Origin of the sequence: Burkholderia sp. Bp8984, assembly GCF_003853755.1 — a bacterium.
Classification (GTDB): Bacteria; Pseudomonadota; Gammaproteobacteria; order Burkholderiales; family Burkholderiaceae; genus Burkholderia.
The window spans coordinates 91196-110202 of sequence record NZ_QTQN01000007.1 but is presented as its reverse complement, the minus strand read 5'-3'; the positions used below and the strand labels follow the sequence as shown (position 1 = coordinate 110202).

The 19007-nt window shown below is 68.6% G+C and carries 14 protein-coding genes; 9 read left to right on the top strand and 5 right to left on the bottom strand.

Features of this window, described 5'->3' with window-relative positions:
- Nucleotides 1-5 precede the first annotated feature (5 nt).
- The 5 genes from DID98_RS09915 to DID98_RS09895 all read left to right on the top strand — a co-directional run bounded on the left by DID98_RS09915 (nucleotide 6) and on the right by DID98_RS09895 (nucleotide 4927).
- The gene (locus tag DID98_RS09915; RefSeq protein ID WP_124520782.1) at nucleotides 6-968 is read left to right on the top strand and encodes a VOC family protein; all 963 of its coding nucleotides are present in this window, start codon (nucleotides 6-8) and stop codon (nucleotides 966-968) included.
- Nucleotides 965-2209, top strand: a complete 1245-nt coding sequence (locus DID98_RS09910; protein ID WP_044843181.1) for an NAD(P)/FAD-dependent oxidoreductase — start codon at nucleotides 965-967, stop codon at nucleotides 2207-2209. The genes DID98_RS09915 and DID98_RS09910 overlap by 4 nt, the downstream gene beginning before the upstream one ends.
- A gap of 38 nt (nucleotides 2210-2247) precedes the next feature.
- Entirely contained in the window at nucleotides 2248-3648 is a 1401-nt protein-coding gene (locus DID98_RS09905) for an MFS transporter (RefSeq protein WP_044843182.1), read from the top strand.
- 165 nt (nucleotides 3649-3813) lie between these two features.
- Entirely contained in the window at nucleotides 3814-4365 is a 552-nt protein-coding gene (locus tag DID98_RS09900; RefSeq protein WP_124570641.1) for a GNAT family N-acetyltransferase, read from the top strand.
- 160 nt (nucleotides 4366-4525) lie between these two features.
- Nucleotides 4526-4927 (top strand): PPC domain-containing DNA-binding protein, encoded by a 402-nt coding sequence (locus DID98_RS09895; RefSeq protein WP_124520778.1) that lies wholly within the window; start codon nucleotides 4526-4528, stop codon nucleotides 4925-4927.
- Between the two features lie 65 nt (nucleotides 4928-4992).
- Here DID98_RS09895 and DID98_RS09890 read toward each other — a convergent pair whose 3' ends face one another.
- The 4 genes from DID98_RS09890 to DID98_RS09875 all read right to left on the bottom strand — a co-directional run bounded on the left by DID98_RS09890 (nucleotide 4993) and on the right by DID98_RS09875 (nucleotide 9250).
- Nucleotides 4993-6228 (bottom strand): DUF2252 family protein, encoded by a 1236-nt coding sequence (locus DID98_RS09890; protein ID WP_124570640.1) that lies wholly within the window; start codon nucleotides 6226-6228, stop codon nucleotides 4993-4995.
- Nucleotides 6229-6332: 104 nt separating this feature from the next.
- Complete coding sequence (locus DID98_RS09885; protein WP_124570639.1) at nucleotides 6333-7619, bottom strand: Nramp family divalent metal transporter; 1287 nt, start codon at nucleotides 7617-7619, stop codon at nucleotides 6333-6335.
- A 461-nt stretch (nucleotides 7620-8080) separates the two neighbouring features.
- Nucleotides 8081-8329, bottom strand: a complete 249-nt coding sequence (locus DID98_RS09880; RefSeq protein WP_124520772.1) for an adhesin — start codon at nucleotides 8327-8329, stop codon at nucleotides 8081-8083.
- 486 nt (nucleotides 8330-8815) lie between these two features.
- A complete protein-coding gene (locus tag DID98_RS09875; protein WP_044843188.1) occupies nucleotides 8816-9250 on the bottom strand; it encodes a universal stress protein in 435 nt (144 codons plus the stop codon).
- 382 nt (nucleotides 9251-9632) lie between these two features.
- On the opposite strand from DID98_RS09875, the gene DID98_RS09870 reads away from it, so the two are divergent.
- From DID98_RS09870 to DID98_RS09855, 4 genes are all read left to right on the top strand, one after another.
- Nucleotides 9633-11117 carry an amidase gene (locus DID98_RS09870; protein ID WP_124570638.1) on the top strand — a complete coding sequence of 495 codons (1485 nt, stop codon included), beginning with the start codon at nucleotides 9633-9635 and terminating at the stop codon, nucleotides 11115-11117.
- A 377-nt stretch (nucleotides 11118-11494) separates the two neighbouring features.
- Nucleotides 11495-12187, top strand: coding sequence for a hypothetical protein (locus DID98_RS09865; protein ID WP_044843190.1), 693 nt, complete (start codon nucleotides 11495-11497; stop codon nucleotides 12185-12187).
- A 117-nt stretch (nucleotides 12188-12304) separates the two neighbouring features.
- A complete protein-coding gene (locus tag DID98_RS09860; RefSeq protein ID WP_124488167.1) occupies nucleotides 12305-13138 on the top strand; it encodes an arylamine N-acetyltransferase in 834 nt (277 codons plus the stop codon).
- 94 nt (nucleotides 13139-13232) lie between these two features.
- Nucleotides 13233-14093 (top strand): class I SAM-dependent methyltransferase, encoded by an 861-nt coding sequence (locus DID98_RS09855; protein WP_124570637.1) that lies wholly within the window; start codon nucleotides 13233-13235, stop codon nucleotides 14091-14093.
- Nucleotides 14094-14108: 15 nt separating this feature from the next.
- Here the strand turns inward: DID98_RS09855 and DID98_RS09850 are convergent, their stop codons facing one another.
- The gene (locus tag DID98_RS09850) at nucleotides 14109-18950 is read right to left on the bottom strand and encodes an NAD-glutamate dehydrogenase (protein ID WP_044843192.1); all 4842 of its coding nucleotides are present in this window, start codon (nucleotides 18948-18950) and stop codon (nucleotides 14109-14111) included.
- Between the last annotated feature and the right edge of the window lie 57 nt (nucleotides 18951-19007).

Genomic DNA, 19007 nt, shown 5'->3' with positions numbered 1-19007 from the left:
ACGCAATGAGCATCTTGGGTATCGAGCAGATCACGTACGGTGTCGACGACCTCGCGACGTGCCGGCGCTTTTTCGCCGACTGGGGCCTGAAGGAAGTCGCGCACGACGACACGCGCGCACGTTTCGAAACGCTGAACGGCTGCACCGTGCTGGTCGTGAAGGCCGACGATCCGTCGCTGCCGCCCGCATTCGAAGCGGGCCCGACGCTGCGCGAAGTCACGTGGGGCGTCGCGACGCAGCAGGAAGTCGACGCACTGCGCACGAAGCTGGCCGGCCAGCCCGGCTATTACGCGCAGGACGATGCGGTCGGCTGCATCGATCCGAACGGGATGGCGATCCGCATCGAGGTGACGCGCAAGCGCGCACTCGACATCACCGGCTCGCCGTCGAACGTGTGGGGCCGGACGGCTCGGGTCGACCAGCCGAGCCCGATCTATGCGCGCGCCGAGCCGGTCGAGGTCGGCCACGTCGTGTTCTTCACGAACTGCCTCGACGCGCAGGAGAAGTTCTATCACGAGCTGCTCGGCTTCGAGACGTCGGACCGCTATCCGGGCCGCGGCGCGTTCATGCGCTGCGCGCCGCACGGCGGCCACCACGACCTGTTCCTGCTCGCGTTGCCCAATGGCAAGCGCGGCCTGAACCACGTCGCGTTCACCGTGCGCGACATCCACGAAGTGTTCGGCGGCGGCATGCACATCGACCGCTGCGGCTGGGAAACGCAGCTCGGCCCGGGGCGTCATCCGGTGTCGTCCGCGTATTTCTGGTACTTCCAGAACCCGGCCGGCGCGCTGATCGAGTACTACGCGGACGAAGACGTGCTGACGCCCGAATGGCAGCCGCGCGAATTCGAACCGGGCCCGACCGTGTTCGCCGAATGGGCCGTCGACGGCGGCCTCGACGGCAACACGCGCCGGCAGAAGAATGCGAAGGCGCCGGAAGGCAAGTTCATGACGGAGCGCAAATCATGAGCGCAACGAACTCGCAGGAACCGGCCGCGCCTCGCACGGTCGTCGTGATCGGCGGCGGCCAGGCCGCCGGCTGGGTGCTGAAGACGCTGCGCGCGGAAGGCTTCGCGGGCCGTCTCGTGATGATCGCCGACGAGCCGCATCTGCCGTACGAGCGTCCGCCGCTGTCGAAGGCCGTGCTGGCCGGCGACGCGGACATCGAGACCGTGCGCGTCGTGCGCCCGGACGAATTCGCCGCGCTGAACGTCGAGGCATGGCAGCCGGAACGCGCGGTGTCGATCGACCGTGCGCGCCGCGTGGTGAAAATCGAAAGCGGCCTCGAAGTCGAATACGACCGCCTCGTGATCGCGACCGGCGGCACGTCGCGCCGCTTGCCTGACTCGATCGTCAGGACCCCGAACCTGCATTACCTGCGTACGCTCGACGAAGCGGCCGCGCTCGGCGAGAAGCTGCGCGCGAGCCGGCGTGTGCTCGTGATCGGCGGCGGCTGGATCGGCCTGGAGGTCGCGGCGACCGCGCGCAAGCTCGGCGTCGAAGCGGTGGTCGTCGAAGGCGCGCCGCGGCTGTGCGGCCGCTCGGTGCCGCAGGTCGTGTCGGACTTCCTGCTCGACCTGCATCGCGCGAACGGTGTCGACGTGCGCCTCGGCGCGGCGCTCGCATCGCTCGACGCGCAGCCGGACGACGCATCGAAGGTGCGCGCGACGCTTGCGGACGGCACGACGATCGACGCCGATTTCGCGGTGGCCGGCATCGGCCTCGCGCTGAATGCGACACTCGCGAGCGACGCGGGCCTCGCAGTCGACGACGGCATCGTGGTCGACGAGTTCGGCGCGACCAGCGATCCGGCGATCTTCGCGTGCGGCGACGTCGCGAACCATCACAACGGCTGGCTGAAGCGGCGCGTGCGGCTCGAATCGTGGGCGAACGCGCAGAACCAGGCGATCGCGGCCGCGAAGGCCGTGCTCGGCGTGCGCGCGCCGTACGCCGAGATTCCGTGGTTCTGGTCCGATCAATACGACGTGAACCTGCAGATCCTCGGCGATCTGCCGGCCGATGCGCAGCTCGTCGTGCGCGGCGATCTCGCCGCGCGACGTGCGACGCTGTTTTTCGTGGGCGACGGACATGTGAGAGGTGTCATCGCCATCAACAACGCGCGCGAGCTCAAGCTCGCACGCAAGTGGATGAACCAGGGCCGGGCAGTGAACACGGAAGCCCTGGCGGACACGACCCAAGCGCTTGCCTGACCGGCGAAACCGGTACAAAGACCCAGGAGACACCTCGCATGAGCACTTTCGACAACGTCGTGGCCGGCAGGGCCACGATGGAAGCTGCCGCCTCCACGCCCGGCGCGATCATCGCGCGGCTCGAGCGGCTTCCGGCCAACGCGATGCAGATCCGCGCGCGCGTGCTGATCGGCACCGCGACGTTCTTCGACGGCTTCGACGTGATCACGATCGCGGCGACGCTGCCGCTGCTGATTCACAAGTGGGGGCTGTCGCCGACGCAGATCGGCATGCTGATCGCGTCCGGCGCGATCGGTCAGCTGATCGGCGCATTCCTGTTTCCCGCGCTCGCGGAGAAGCATGGCCGCGTGAAGGCGATCGCGTGGAGTTCCGCCGTGATCGGCATCACCAGCATCGCGTGCGGCTTCGCGCCGACGTTCGAGGTGTTCGTGCTGCTGCGGATCCTGCAGGGGCTCGGCCTCGGCGGCGAGCTGCCGGTCGCGGCGACGTACATCAACGAAATCACGCGCGCGCACGGCCGCGGCCGCTTCGTGCTGCTGTACGAAATCGTGTTCCCGATCGGCCTGCTGGTATCGATGGCGCTCGGCGCGTGGCTCGTGCCGCGGTTCGGCTGGGAGATCATGTATTTCGTCGGCGGGCTGCCGCTGATTCTCGCGCTGGTACTCACGCGTCTGGTGCCGGAATCGCCGCGCTGGCTCGCGTCGCGCGGGCGGCTCCCGGAAGCCGGGCGTGCGGTCGGCGTGTTCGAAGCGTCGGTGCGCGGCGAACTGCCGCCGGTCACGCAGGTGGCCGCGTACGACGAGATGGTGCGCCAGCACCCGAAGCGCCGGATGAGCGACCTGTTCAGCGCCGCGTATCGCAAGCGCACGCTCGCGGTGGCGACGCTGTGGGCGACCTGCGGGTTCATCCAGTACGGGCTGTCCACGTGGCTGCCGACGATCTACAAGAACTTCTATCACGCGCCGCTGCAGCTCGCGCTGAATCTCGCGGTGATCGGCTCGGTGATGGGCGTGCTCGGTTCACTCGCGTCCGCGCTGCTGGTCGACAAGCTCGGCCGCAAGCCGGTGATCGTGTGGTCGTTCGTGCTGTGCGCGCTGTCGCTGGCGTTCGCGGGCATCTACCACGCGTCGTCGGTGTACGTCGTCGCGACCTTTTGCTCGCTGTCGCTGGGGCTGATGGCATCGGGCTTCATCACCGCGTACGTCTATACGCCGGAACAGTATCCGACGAGCATCCGCGCGTCGGGCTGCGGGCTCGGCAGCGCGTGGCTGAAGATCGCGTCGTTCGCGGCGCCGATGATCGTTCCGCACGCGATCATCGGCGGCAATCTCGCGCCGGCGTTCTACCTGATCGGCATCGTGCCGCTGATCGCCGCCGTGACCGTTCATTTCGTCGGGATCGAGACGAAGGGGAAGGTGCTCGAAGCGCTCGAGGCATAAGCGCGGCGCGTGGCAAAGGCGATGTGGAAGGCCCGGACGATGTGTCCGGGCTTTTTTCGTTTCGGGCAGCGGATCGTGCGTGCCGGACAGCGCGAACGCACGCGATGGCCGGCCTCCGGACAGCGTGTTCTAATTCATGCTTGCGTTTTTTCCCCGGCCGCTGCGATGCCCTTGTTCGAACCCGTCACGCTGCATACGTCCCGACTCGTCCTGCGTCCGCTTCGCGACACGGACGCTCACGCGTTCTTCGACCTCTGGTCCGATGCGCAGGCGATGCGCTATTCGTCGTTCGCGCCGCTCACGGATTGGCGGCAGGCCGCCGAGCGCGTCGCGCGCAACCTCGCGACGACCGCCAGCGGCCAGGATCTCGTCTGCGTGCTCGAAGCCCGGGACACCGGCGACGTGCTCGGCGAATGCGTGCTGTTTCATGCGCACGAGCAATGCCGGCGTGCGGAAATCGGCTTCAGCCTGCGGCGCCGCTACTGGCGTGGCGGCTATATGCGCGAGGCCGCGTCGGCGGTCATCGACCACGCGTTCGGCACGCTGCGCCTGAACCGCATCGAGGCCGACATCGATCCGCGCAACGTCGCATCCGCCGCGCTGCTCGAACGGCTCGGGTTCGTCAGGGAAGGCGTGCTGCGCGAACGCTGGATCGTCGGCGACGAGGTGTCGGACAGCGCGCTGTACGGGTTGCTCGCGCGCGATCGTCGCGGGTGATGCGGGTGACGCGGCGTGTCCGGTGCGAACGAATGACGCATCGGCATCGTTCCCGTAGTCGCGACGCAGGCGCGGCGGCCGATCCGGTCGGCGGCTTGCCGGATTGCCGTGTCGAACGTACGCTTTGCCTACCCCCGACTCCATCAGCAGGTTACCGCCCATGCAAGCCCATCCTCTGCGTCTTTCCCCCGGCGACGATCTGCGCGCGTCGATCGAGCAGGCGTTGCGTCGACTCGACGCGCATGCAGCATTCGTGATCCAGGGCATCGGCAGCCTGAACGTCGCGCAGCTGCGCTATGCCGGCGTCGCTGCGCCGACCGAGCTGCGCGGCGATCTCGAGATCCTGACGCTTGCCGGTTCGGTCTCGCCGGACGGCGCGCACCTGCACATGGCGGTGTCCGACGCGCACGGCCGCGTCTCGGGCGGCCACGTCGCGAGCGGCTGCGTGGTGCGCACGACCGCCGAGATCCTGCTCGTATCGTTGCCCGCGCATCGTTTTTCCCGCGAGCACGATGCGCTCACCGGGTTCAACGAGCTGGTGGTCCGTCCGGCGAAAGACTGAGATCGCGCGGGCCGAGTCGTTCACGATCGTGCGTCCATCGCAACGACGCACGACCGGCGGCGACGTCAACGGACCGTCTTGCCGACCACATGGCGCCGGCAATGTTCGAGATACGCCTCTTCGTGCGCGGCCATCAGTTCGATGATGCTTCGCCACAGCCATGACGGCGCGTCGGCCGTCTTCGGGTGCTGGCGCCGCAACTCGCCGCACCACGCGCGTTGCGTCGCGTGGTCCATCTGCGCGGCATGCGCGTTGCCGATCACCAGCGCCAGATAGCGCGCGACTTTGACCGCATCGGCCTCCGACATCCGTTCCGCGTCCAGTTTCAGATCCTGCGGCATCAATTCGCGTATGACGACGGGGCATCCGTCGAGGCGTGCCGCGCACATCCGGCTGCCCAGCATCGGCGATACGTGCCGCGCGCCTTCGAGCACCCGTTGCGCGGGATCGCGCGGCATGCGCACGCCGGGATCCTTCGGGGCCTTCGCCGCCGCGGCCTCCTTGATGTCGATCAGATACGGCGGATGGCCGTCGGAACACGCGTCGTCGATATCGAGCATGACCGCGAAGCGGCGCCGTCCGAGCGAGCTGCATCCCTTTACCCAGAAGGCGGCGTCGAGCACCTTCATCCTCGCGTCGCGGTGTGGCGCGCGGCTGAGCGCCGCGCCGATCGACGAATCCGGGGTGGATTCGAACAGCGCGTGGATGGCGCTCCGCTCGCGCTCGGACAACGGCCAGAAGCGTTTGCCGAGCGGAATGCGCGGCGTGACGTTCTGGATCGTCTGCCGGTCGAGCTTGCGCCACGATCGGTGCAGCGCCGCCTTCATCGCGATCTTGATCGCGGCTGGGCGTTGCAGGTGACTGGTCTCGGCGCGGTGCCGGCTGTCGAACGCCTGCTCGTATCCGGCGATGAGCGCTTCGACCATCCGCCACGTGATGATCCCGGGCAGATCGGAACTGCGCGCCGCGGTCGCGAGCGAGAAGCCGAGACGCAGCAGGTCGTGTACGGGATTGCCGATCACGCTCTGGTCGAGATCGCGGATCTGCACGGCAACCTCGCCCGTCTTCGCCGCGACGGGCCCCAGATTGCCGAGATGGCAGTCGCCGCCGATCCACACCGCGGGGCCGTCGGGCAGGGTGCCGGAGCGATGGTCCGCGAGCCATGCGTAGAAGCGCTCGGCGCTGCCGCGCGTATACGTGTGTATCGAGCGCGCCATCTTGAGGCTGCGCAGGCGCGCGAGAATCTGCGCGCGCTGGTCGCTGGACGGCAGCCGTGCCGATCCCGGTGCTTTCTTCGCCACGATGCGTTCTCCTTCTGTTCCGCGGCATGCGTCGCCGGTGCGTGTGCCGGCTCGCGTGACGCCGGTGTATCCGGTGCCGCGCCGGCCGGCGCGGCTTCACCTGCTCAACCCGGCACGAACACGCCCAACGCCGCGACCGCCATCGCGAACGTCGCGAGCCAGCCGCCCCAGGCCAGCAGGCCGGTGATCGCGAACTTGCCCATGATGCGCGTGCTGTGGGCCATCAGCATCATCACGACCATGATCGGCACGGCGGTCACGCCGTTGATGACCGCACTCCAGTAGAGCGCGCGGATCGGGTCGAAATGCATGAACGTGATCGCGACGCCGCCGATGATCGCCAGTGCGATGACCGCATAGAACTCGCGCGCGACGCCGAATTGCAGCGCGAGGCTGTTGCGCCAGCGGAAAGTGCCCGCGGCCGCATAGGCGGCTGACCCCGCGAGGACCGGCAGCGCCAGCAGGCCGGTGCCGATGATTCCGAGCGCGAACAGCACGTACGCGAAGTGCCCGCCGATCGGCTCGAGCGCCCGCGCGGCATCCGCCGACGTCTTCACGTCGATGTGGTGCAGGTTCAGCGTGGCCGCGGCCGTCAGCGTGATGAAGAACGCGATGACGTTCGACACGCCCATCCCGACCCACGTATCGAAGTTGATCCGGCGCAGCTGCGCGGGGGCCTGGTGAGGCGCGTGCCGCAACGACTGCTGGTTCGGCACCGCGCGCAGTTCCTCGACTTCCTGCGATGCCTGCCAGAAGAACAGGTACGGGCTGATCGTGGTGCCGAGCACGGCGATGACCGTGGTCAGGTAGGCGGCGGAGTACTGGACGCGCGGCAACACGAGCGCACGGCCGACCTCGCCCCACGGGACGGGCACGATGAGCGCCACGGCGACGTAGGCGAGCAGGACCAGCGCGGTCCATTTGAGCAGGCGCGCGTAGCGGTCGTACGGCACGAGGATCTGCAGCAGGGCCGATGCGCCGCCGAGGCACACGACGTAGAGTTCTTGCGGGCCGTTCAGCAGGAGCTTGACCGCCGCGCCCATCGCCGACAGGTCGGCCGCGATGTTGATCACGTTCGCGACGATCAGCAGCACGACGGTGACGTAGAGCAGCCACGGGGGATAGTGCGTGCGTATGTTCGACGCGAGGCCCTTGCCCGTCACGCGGCCGATGCGCGCGCTGACCAGCTGGATCGCCGTCATCAGCGGATACGTCAGCAAGAGCGTCCACAGCAATTCGAAGCCGAACTGCGCACCCGCCTGCGAGTACGTGCCGATGCCGGACGGATCGTCGTCCGCGGCACCGGTGACGAGGCCCGGCCCGAGGCGGCGGAGCCACGTTGCGGCACGCGGACGCTGCTCCGCGGAATCGAGGGACTCGTTGTCGTTCATGATCGCGACTCGTGGGGAGGGGGCAATCGAGTCGCAATTGGCATGCCCAGGAGGAAGGGGCGGCTGGGGCGGGCGGGTTACGGGATGCGGCCGCCAGACGCGGTGCAACCGAACGCAACTTGACGCGATGGAAAACCGGCTCGGCTAACGGGCGGGAAGCGGCGGTACGAAAGGGAGCGCACGACGTGCTCGCGTGCTCGTGACGGGGGGAACCCGGTAGGAGAAGCGATGGACGGTGCCGAGCGATTCGCGCAAGTCGCTATCGCTGCGACGTGCGTGACGTGTCGCGGCGAACGCTCATCGGTCGCCGCGATCGTCGGATGGTTGGCGTATTCGTACTGCCGCTACCGGCGAGCCAATGCCGCCGGTGGCAAGCGAAAGAACCTCGGAAGGCGCCACGGATCACAGTTGGCGCCCAGGCGCCGCGACACGCATGCGACCGGCGCGGCGCCCGGTCGGCCTCAACGGGCCGCCACCGCGACGTCCTGATTACCGCGCCCGGACACGAGGCAGCTCGACATGAACGCTTCGCTCTGGCTGTCGGCCGCCGCGCTGCCGAAGCCCTTGCCGAGCGCGGCGTATTTCACCTGCTCGGCGCCCTGCGAGCAGGCGGTCGGGCTGGCATCGCGGCCTTGCGCGTGCAGCAGTGCGCGATCGCCGATCAGATAGACCAGCAGCGCGAAAAAAGCGATGTGTACGACTCGTCTCATGGTTCGTCTCCTCGTCGCTCAAGCGTAACGCGGAGACGTTTCTCGAAGCACTTGGGGCTTCCCCCGGTAAACGTCTGCAGAAATGACGATAGGCCCGGTTGATCGCGTCCCGTTTTTACCGTGCGGACGACGAAAAGGCACGTTGGCCGCCCGCACCGCCGCGCGATTGACGCGAGCTTGACGAATGTCAGACGGCGGGCAGGGCGAGACGGTCGTGCCGGCGGTCAGAGCGATAGCATGAATGCATGTTTCAACGGAACGCGATGCGCGGCAGGCGATGGGCGCTGCGGCTCCGAATGCAGCGGGTACGTATTGAACATCGCTATCGAATTAGTGAGGAATCCAAATGCTTAACGTATCGTCCGTCCTGATCAGTCTCGCGCCGATGTGGGCGATTCTGCTGGTTGCATCGTCAGCCGCGACCTATCTCGTGTTCTGGCGCAAGGTCATCAAGTAAGAAGCGGCAAGCGCCGCATCGCGTGCCGCTCATCTGACCGCCGTCACCGGCACGTTCGAAATCCGCACGAGGCGGCCCATCATGCTGCGACCGAACATCGACAGCATCTGATGAAACGGATCGTGCCGCGGCGCGACGACGACGATTTCGTCGCAGCCCGTCTCGGCCGCAACGGCCGCGATCGTGTCGGCCACCGGCCCGACCTTCTTCACGACGCTGTATCGGACGCCGGCTTCCCGCAGCACCCGCTCGGCCGTCGCCAGATCGTCGCACGCGAACTGGTCCTCGATCGAGCGCAGTCGCGACAGCGAGTGAAATGCCTCGAGCCGCGTCGCTTCGAGCGGCGGCTGGACGTTGATCAGCACGATTTCCGACGCGCAGCGTTCGCGATACAGGAAGGTCGCATGGCGGACCGCCTGCAGCGAACGCGGCGAATGGCCGACCGGAACCAGCAGTTTGAGCATGGGAGATGCTCCGGAATCGAGATGTTTGCAGCGTAGCGCGGCGCCGGATCGCCCGACCTAAAGAGATCGGGCGGCCGCGTAAAAATGTCGTCAACGTCCGCCGCGCCTATTAGAAATATAAGAAATTTAAGTTTATGCGCATAAACGTTTTCACTGACCGGCCGCGCGGCGGCCCGGGGCGGGCCGTCGAGTGGCGCACCACGCCGATTTAGTCGGATCCTCAATGAATCGCGGCGGAAAATATCGGAGGTCGGCGATCCGGCGTCGCGTAGAGTAGTGCATCGGCCGCGGCGCGGCCTTCTCCCGGGCTGTCCAGATCGTTCGGGACGGACCGCCGCCACGCTGCGGCCCGCCATTCCATTCCGATTCCAGGAGACCTCGCATGCCGCATGGCGCCCCGCAGCTTCTCGCACCCGCTTCCATCACAGTCGACCCGATCGTGCGCCTGTCGGCCGGCGAACTCGCGTCGGCGATCCGCGGCAAGGCGGTCTCGTGCGTCGAGACGATGCGTGCGTATCTCGATCACATCGAGCGCGTGAACGGCGCGGTGAACGCGTTGATTTCGCTGCGCGATCGCGCCACGCTGCTCGCCGAAGCGGCGCAGAAGGACGCGGCACTCGCCCGCGGCGAGTACCACGGCTGGCTGCACGGAATGCCGCAGGCGCCGAAGGATCTCGCGATGACGAAAGGGCTGCGCACGACCTACGGCTCGCCGATCTTCCGCGATCACGTGCCGCAGGCCGATTCGGTCGGCGTCGGCCGGATGCGCGCGGCGGGCGCGATCTTCATCGGCAAGACCAACACGCCGGAGTTCGGCCTCGGCTCGCATACGTTCAACGAAATCCACGGCGCGACGCGCAATCCGTACGACCTGACGAAGAGTGCGGGCGGCAGCAGCGGCGGCACGGCGGCGGCGCTGGCCGCGCGCATGCTGCCGGTCGCGGACGGCAGCGACTTCGGCGGCTCGCTGCGCAATCCGGCCGCGTTCTGCAACATCTACGGCTTGCGTCCGTCGCAGGGCCGCGTGCCGCGCTGGCCAGGCGTCGACGTGTTCATGCAGCAGCTCGGCATCGAAGGGCCGATGGGCCGCACGGTCGGCGACGTCGCGCAGCTGCTCGCGATCCAGGCCGGCTACGACTCGAACGATCCGCTGTCGCTCGCGGAAGATCCGGCCGTGTTCGCGAAGCCGCTCGACACGGACCTGCGCGGCAAGCGCATCGCGTGGGTCGGCGACTGGAACGGCTATCTCGCGACCGAGCCGGGCGTGCTCGCGCAGTGCGAACAGGGCCTCGCGACGCTGCGCGAGATCGGCTGCGACGTCGATGCCGCGCTGCCGGCGTTCGCACCGGAGCGCATCTGGCGGCTGTGGCTCGCGCATCGGCACCTGCTGTCCGGCGGCGGGCTGCTCGCGCACTATCGCGACCCGGCACGGCGTGCGCTGCTGAAGCCCGAGGCGATCTACGAGGTCGAAGGGCTGCTCGCGATGCAGGGGGCCGAGGTGTTCGACGCGAGCGTCGAGCGCACCGCGTGGCACCAGGCCGTGCTGGGCTTCTTCGATCGCTACGACTTCATCGCCGCGCCGACCGCGCAGGTGTTCCCGTTCGACGTCGAGCAGCGCTGGCCGAAGGAAATCGCGGGCCGCGCGATGGATACCTACCACCGCTGGATGGAAACGGTCGTGCCGTGGACGCTGGCCGGCTGCCCGGTGATCAGCGTGCCGGTGGGCTTCAACGATGCGGGGTTGCCGATGGGGATGCAGCTGATCGGCCGGCCGCGCGCGGATCTCGCCGTGCTGCAGCTCGCGCGCGGCTACGAGCAGGCGGCCGACTGGGTCGGCCGGCGGCTGCCGGGCTGGATGGCTGCGTAATGCGACGGCCGGCGGGCCGGTGACACACGCCGAACGCAAGTGACGAACCGGGCGGCCGCGTGCCGCCCGGTTCGTTTCCACACCTCGAAACGCGCTGGCTAATCCTGCCATTCGTGCGCCGGGCATCACGCTGTCGCACAACAGCGCCGGCCGACACCGGCGCAGCGCCGGCGCATACCGGGCGTCGCCGGGATTGCCGCGATGCAGGAACGAATCGCGGCGCCAGCCCTATATCACGCGGCAAATCCGGATGAATCCGCGCGCCGGGCGACGGTCGTGCCGGGCGATTTCGTATCGATGTGTTTCAGTCGTTGCGGCGGCGCGCGGCGCGCTTCGACAATATCGGCCTCAAACATATTCGGGCACGAGGGAAACACATGAAGCACATTCGCGCGACGGGCAAGCACCTGGCATCGGCGGGCATCGCCTTCGGCATCATGCTCGGCGTGAACGGCACCGCCCATGCACAACTCGACCTCCAGTCGATCGGCTCGGCGCTGCTCGGCGGCGGGCAACAGCAGGCCGCACCCGCGCAGGGCGGCGTCGCGCAGTTGATGCAGGCGTACGTCGGCGCGAACCAGCAGGTGCTGGTCGGGCAGTCGTCGCTCGCGTCGGCGATGGGGCTCACCGGCGCGGCCGGTCAGGCGCAGCAGGCAGCCGGCCTGCTCGGCGGCGGCAATGCGCTGACGCCGGCCGCGCTGTCGCAGATGGGCGGCGCGCAGCAGTCGGTGTCGCAGGCGCTCGGCCAGGCGTTCGCGAGCGGCGGGGCGTCGCACGGCCCGATCGACAAGCAGGCGTTCAGCAACGGTCTGGCATCGCTCGGCCAGGGTCTGACGCAGTACTCGCAGCTGCAGTCGGGGCTCGGTAATCTCGGTTCGACCAGCGCGGCATCGCTGCTGCAGTCGGGCCTGAATCCGCAGAACATGCAGGCCGCGTCGTATATCGCGCAAAGCGCGCCGGGCCAGTTGCAGTCGCTCGCGTCGACGCTCAGCCAGGCCGTGCAGTTCGCGACGAGCCAGGGCATTGCGGTGCCGTCGGTCGCGTCGTCCGCGCTGAAGCTGCTGCCGTAACGCGGCCGCACCCGCTGCGGCGCCGGCCGCGCGCGCGGCGATCCGGGATGGCCCCGCGCAACATGGGGATATCGCTCGATGCTATCGTGGCGTGTTCCCCGTTTCCGGTGCCGGTTCATGACTGACTCGTTCGACCTCTCGCGCTACTTCGCCCGCATCGGCTACGACGGCCCGGCCGAGCCGACGCTCGACGTGCTGCGACGGCTGCACCTGCTGCAGCCGCAGGCCATTCCGTTCGAAAACCTCAATCCGCTGACCGGCGCGCGCGTCGCGCTCGACCTGCCCGCGATCGTCGACAAGGTGGTCGGGCGCCGCCGCGGCGGCTACTGCTTCGAACTCAACAAGCTCTTCTACACCGCGCTCACGACGATCGGCTTTCGCGTGACGCCGCTGATCGCGCGCGTGCGCTGGATGCGGCCGCCCGAGCTCGTCACCGCGCAGACCCACATGCTGCTGCGCATCGATCTCGACGGCGCGGCGTGGCTCGCCGACATCGGCTTCGGCAGCGCGACGCTCACCGCGCCGCTGCGCTTCGTGCCGGGCGAGCGGCAGCTGACGCCGCATGGGGCGTTTCGCGTCGTCGACGCGCCGGTCGACGGCGAATTCGACATGCAGTTCCAGATCCCCGACGGCTGGCAGACGACCTACCGGTTTTCGCTGAAGCCGGCCGAGTGGATCGACTACGACGCCGCGAACTGGTTCACGTCGACCTATCCCGAGTCGATCTTCGTCAACGACCTGATCGCCTGCCGCGTGCTGCCGGACGGCCGGGCGGCGCTGTTCAACACCGTGCTGACGCTGCGCGACGCGGCGGGCGCGGGGCGCACCGTCACGTTCGACGACGCGGCCGCGTGGGGCGCGTGCCTGCGCGACACGATCGGCATCGATACGACCGGCTTCGACCTCGACGCGTTGTTCGCGCGGGTGGCGGCGCGGGCGAACACGATGTAATGCGTCGCGGGCCGCGACATGAGCGTACGCAATCCCGACGGCCGTGCGTGGCGCCTGCGGGCGCCGCACCAGCCGCGCGCATGAGGACGAGACGATGACCGACCTTCATCCGGACGCCCCTGACAGCACCGCCGCGCGCGTCGCGCTGTGGCGCGCGCTGCACGTCGAGCTCGATGCGCCGCCGCACGTGCTCGTGGACGAAATCGGACTGCGCCTGCTCGCGCCGGCGCCCGGCTGGCAGCAGCGCGGCGACATGGATCCGCAGTTCACGCGGCCGTTTCGCGCGTCGATCGTCGCGCGGGCGCGCTTCATCGAGGATCTCGTCGTCGAGCAGGCCGCGCGGGGCGTGAGCCAGTACGTGATCCTCGGCGCGGGCCTCGACAGCTTCGCGCAGCGCCGGCCCGAGATGGCGTCGCGCCTGACCGTCTTCGAGGTCGATCCGCCCGCGCCGCAGGCGTGGAAGCGCCGCCGGCTGACCGAGCTCGGCTTCGGCGTGCCGGACTGGCTGCGGTTCGTGCCGGTCGATTTCGAAGCGAAGCAGTCGTGGCGCGACGCGCTCGTGCGCGCGGGCTTCGATGCAGGCAAGCCGGCGGTCGTCGTGTCCACCGGCGTCAGCATGTACCTGACGCGCGACGCGAACGCGGCGGCGCTGCGCGAAGTCGCGTCGCTCGCGCCGGGTTCGACGTTCGCGATGACGTTCCTGCTGCCGCTCGAGCATGCCGATCCGGACGTGCGCCCGGGGCTCGAAATGGCCGCGAAGGGCGCGCGCGCGAGCGGCACGCCGTTCATCAGCTTCTTCATGCCGGCGGAGATCCGCGCGCTCGCGACCGGGGCCGGCTTCGCGCGGGCCGAGCATGTGTCGGCCGCGGAACTCACGCGCCGCTACTTCGCCGATCGGACCGACGGCCTGCGCCCGCCGGACAACGCGGAAGAGCTGCTGGTCGCGACGGTGTGACGTCGCGACCTTCCATCACGCGCGTTCGAGCACGGCCATCTCGCGCACGATCACGAGCAGCACCGCGAGGCTCGCGCCGCCCGAGGCGCGCAGGTCGGCGAGCAGGTGCTCGTAGCGTTGCAGCGCGGCTTCGCGGCGTTCGCGCCACGCGTGGACGATCGTCTCGGGCGCCGTCGAGTCGGCCGATTCCGCGAGCGCGCTGGTGGCGAGCGTGCGCTTGAGCCGCGCGACTTCCGCGAGCGCGGCCGCGCGCGCCAGCATGTCCCAGTGCGTCGGGGTCGGCAGCGAGGCCGCGCGTTCGCCGATCCACCCGTAGTTCAACAGCGTGCCGAGCGAGAAGTAGACGCCCGCGACCAGCTCGAGGCTGCGATCGCAGGTCGCGGCCACTTCGGCGATGTCGAGCAGCGCGGCCGAGATGTCGCCGCTCGCGACGCGTACCGCGAGCGCGCTCTCGACGCCGGCTTCGACCAGCGCGCGCTGCCGCTCGGACAGCGCCTCCAGATCGGCGGTTGGCAGCAACGACGGCAATTGCGGCGCGATGCGCTGCACCGCGTCGCGGCACCGCGCGATCAGGCCGGCGACGCCGCCGTCGGCCACCGTGCCAGACTGCAACTGCCGCAGGAACCACAGCGCCGCGCGCTCCAGCAGCCGCGCGACGTCGACGAACATGCGCGCCTGCACGTCGTCGGCGACGCGGTTGTCGAGCGCGTCGATGTCGCGCCACACCGCGTCGAGATCGAACACGTCGCGCGCCATGATGCAGGCGCGCACGATGTCGCCCGGCTTCGCGTCGGTTTCCTCCATCAGCCGGTGCACGAACGCGCAGCCGACCCGGTTGACGAGCGCGTTGGTCAGGTGCGTCGCGAGAATCTCGCGGCGCAGCGGGTGGCGCTGCATCGGTTCGCTGAAGCGCTGTTGCAGCGGCTTCGGGAAATAGTCGACGAGCATCGCGGCGACGAGCGGATCCTCGGGCACGTCGGATTCGAGCAGCGCGTCGTACAGCCACATCTTGCTGTACGCGAGCAGCACCGCGCGCTCCGGCGACGTGAGGCCCTGTTTCGCCGCCTGCCGTTCGGCGATCTCGTCGTCGGTCGGCAGGAACTCGATCACGCGGTTCAGGCGGCCCGCGCGTTCGAGCCAGCGCATCAGGCGCGCCTCGGCGTCGAGCAGCTCGACGCCGTAGCGGCCCGCGATCGACAGCGCCTGCGTCTGGTAGTAGTTGTCGCGCAGCACGAGCAGCCCGACTTCGTCGGTCATTTCCGCGAGCAGCGCGTTGCGCTGCTTCTCGGTCATCTCGCCGTCGCCGACGACGAGCCCGAGCAGGATCTTGATGTTGACTTCGTGATCCGAACAATCGACGCCGGCCGAGTTGTCGATCGCGTCGGTGTTGATGCGCCCGCCGCGCTGCGCGAACTCGATGCGGCCGAACTGCGTGCAGCCGAGGTTGCCGCCTTCGCCGACGACCTTGCAGCGCAGGTCCGCGCCGTTCACGCGTACCGCGTCGTTCGCGCGATCGCCGACCTGCTGGTGGGTTTCGCGCGCGGCCTTCACGTAGGTGCCGATGCCACCGTTGTACAGCAGGTCGACCGGTGCCTGCAGGATCGCGCGGATCAGCTCGGTCGGCGGCAGCGCCTGCGCGTCGATGCCGAGCGCGGCCTGCACGGCCGGCGACAGCGGGATCGTCTTCGCGGTGCGCGGGTAGACGCCGCCGCCCGCCGAGATCACCGACGTGTCGTAGTCGGCCCAGCTCGAGCGTTCGAGCGCGAACATCCGCTGGCGCTCCGCGAAGCTCGTCGCCGGGTCTGGGTTCGGGTCGAGGAACACGTGGCGATGATCGAACGCCGCGACGAGCCGGATATGCGGCGACAGCAGCATCCCGTTGCCGAACACGTCGCCCGACATGTCGCCGACGCCGACCACCGTGAAGTCGGTCGTCTGCGTATCGATGCCCATCTCGCGGAAGTGCCGCTTCACCGATTCCCACGCGCCGCGCGCGGTGATCGCCATCTTCTTGTGGTCGTAGCCGACCGAGCCGCCGGACGCGAACGCGTCGTCGAGCCAGAAACCGTATTCGTGCGAGATCGCGTTCGCGTAGTCGGAGAAGGTGGCCGTGCCCTTGTCGGCCGCGACGACGAGATACGGATCGTCGGGGTCGTGGCGCACCACGTCGGGCGGCGGCACGATCGCGTTGCCGGCGAGATTGTCGGTCAGGTCGAGCAGGCCGCGCAGGAAGGTCTGGTAGCACGCGATGCCTTCGCGCATCCACGCTTCGCGATCGCTCGGCGGCGGCGGGTTCTTCACGACGAAGCCGCCTTTCGAGCCGACCGGCACGATCACGACGTTCTTCACCATCTGCGCCTTCATCAGCCCGAGCACCTCGGTGCGGAAATCCTCGCGACGGTCGGACCAGCGCAGCCCGCCGCGCGCGACGCGCCCGCCGCGCAGGTGCACGCCCTCGACGCGCGGCGAGTACACCCAGATCTCGAACATCGGCTTCGGCTCGGGCAGGCCGGGCACCTTCGCCGGATTGAACTTGAACGACAGGTACGGCTTCGATTCGCCGTTCGCGTCGTGCAGGAAATAGTTGGTGCGCTCGGTCGCGTTGATCACGCCGAGAAACTGGCGCAGGATCCGGTCCTCGTCGAGGTTCGGCACCTGGTCGAGCGCCGTCTCGATCGCCTTCAGCAGGCGTTCGGCCTGCACGTCGCGCGTGCCGCCCGTGGCCGGGTCAAAGCGCACCAGGAACAGCTCGACGAGCTGCCTTGCGATCGCCGGGTTGCCGGTCAGCGCGCGCTCGATATAGGCGTCGCTGAACGTCGAGCCGACCTGCCGCAGGTATTTCGCATACGCGCGCAGGATCGTGACTTCGCGCGCGCTCAGGTGCGCGCGCAGCACGAGGCGGTTGAAGTCGTCGTTCTCGATCCGGCCGCTCCAGATCCGGTCGAACGCATCCTCGAACAGGCCTTTCACACGCTCGATGTCGAACTCGGTATCGTCGGCGAGTTCGAGGCCGAAGTCGTGCACCCAGGCGGGCGCGGCATCCTGCGTCTGGATCCGGTACGGCCGCTCCTCGTCGACGCGCACGCCGAGATGCTCGAGCATCGGCAGGCTGCGCGACAGCGCGATCGGGTCGCCCGCGCGATACACCTTGAAGCGGAACGCGCGCGCGTCGGCCTCGATCGGGCGGTACAGGTTCATCGCCAGCTGGCCCGACGCCTTCACGCGCTCGATCAGCTCGATGTCGCGCACGGCCGTGCGCGCCGGATAGTCGTCGCGATAGCCGGCCGGGAACGAGTCCGCATAGTGCTGCAGCAGGCGGTTGCCTTGTTCTTCGCCGAACGCGTCGAGCAGCGCGTCGGCGAGATCGTCCTGCCAGCGGCGTGCCACCTGCACGAGCCGCGTTTCGAGTTCGCGCGTGTCGACGTCGGGCATCGTGCCCGGTTCCGCATGGACGACGAAATGAATCCGCGCGATCGCCGATTCCGACAGCAGCGGCGTGAACTCGACGTTCACGCCGTTGTACGCATCGACGAGCAGCTTCGCGATGCGGCGGCGCAGGTCGGTGTTGTACTTGTCGCGCGGCACGAACGCGAGGCACGACACGAAGCGGTCGAAGCGGTCGCGCCGTACGAACAGGCGCGTGCGCTGGTGTTCCTGCAGGCGCAGGATGCCCAACGCGATGTCGTAGAGCTGGTCTTCGTCGGCCTGGAACAGTTCGTCGCGCGGATAGGTTTCGAGCACCGTCACCAGCGACTTGCCGAGATGCCCCTTCGGCAGGAAGCCCGCGCGCCGCACGATGTTCGCGCATTTGCGGCGCACGATCGGTATCTCGGTGTACGAACCGAAATAGGACGTCGACGTGTAGAGTCCGATGAAGCGCCGTTCGCCGGTCACCTTGCCGTCGGCGCCGACGAGTTTCACGCCGACGTAGTCGAGATAGCCGGGCCGGTGCACGGTCGCGCGCGAGTTCGCTTTCGTCAGGAAGATCGGCCAGGGGCCGGTGATGATCTCGGCGGCGGCCGGCGGCAGCGGCGTCACGTCCGGCGCACCGGGCGCGCGCAGCGATTCGCGCAGCAGGCCGCAGCCGGAGCCTTCGACGCCGCGCAGGCCGAAACCCGTGCCGTCCGACACGAGCGCGTAGTCGCGCTGGCCGAGGAAGGTGAAGTGGTCGGCGACCATCCATTCGAGGAACGCGCGCGCCTCGATGTCTTCCGCGGTGGATTCGCGGGCCTTCATGTCCTTGATCGTCGCGCGCGCGATGTCGACGATCTTCGGCCAGTCCTCCACCGATGCGCGCACGTCGCCGAGTACGCGCGCGATGTCGTTGCGCAGCGTGTTGAGCAGCGCGGCGTCGCCGCAGCGGTCGACTTCGAAGTGGATGAACGACGCGAGCTGCGACTGGCCGTCGCCGGCCGTCGCGCCGCCGGCGTCGACGCGCTCGATCGCGCCGTCGCCGCCGCGCCAGATGCGGAACACCGGGTGCAGCGCCGAGTGCAGCGCGAGCCCGAGGCGGTTGACGGCCATCGTCACCGAGTCGACGAGGAACGGCATGTCGTCGTTGACGATCTCGATCACCGTGTGGTCGGAGTGCCAGCCGTGCTGTTCGAGGATCGGGTTGTACACGCGCAGCCGCTCGCTGCCGGGCACGAATTTCTGGGCGGTCTGCCAGTGCGCCATCGCGGCGCCGTAGAGGTCGGCGATGCCGCGATTCTGCAGATCATCGGCGTCGACGAAATCGTAGTAATGACGCAGGAACGGTTCGACGATCCGGAACGTGGCTTCGGGCAGGCGTCCGCGCGCGAATTCGACGACATCGGAGAGCAGGTGTGCGACGACTTCTTCGTTCTTCGCTTCCATGGCGGTCTCCTGGTCGGGTGGCCATTGGCTGCTGCGTCTGTGCCGCATTATATGCGC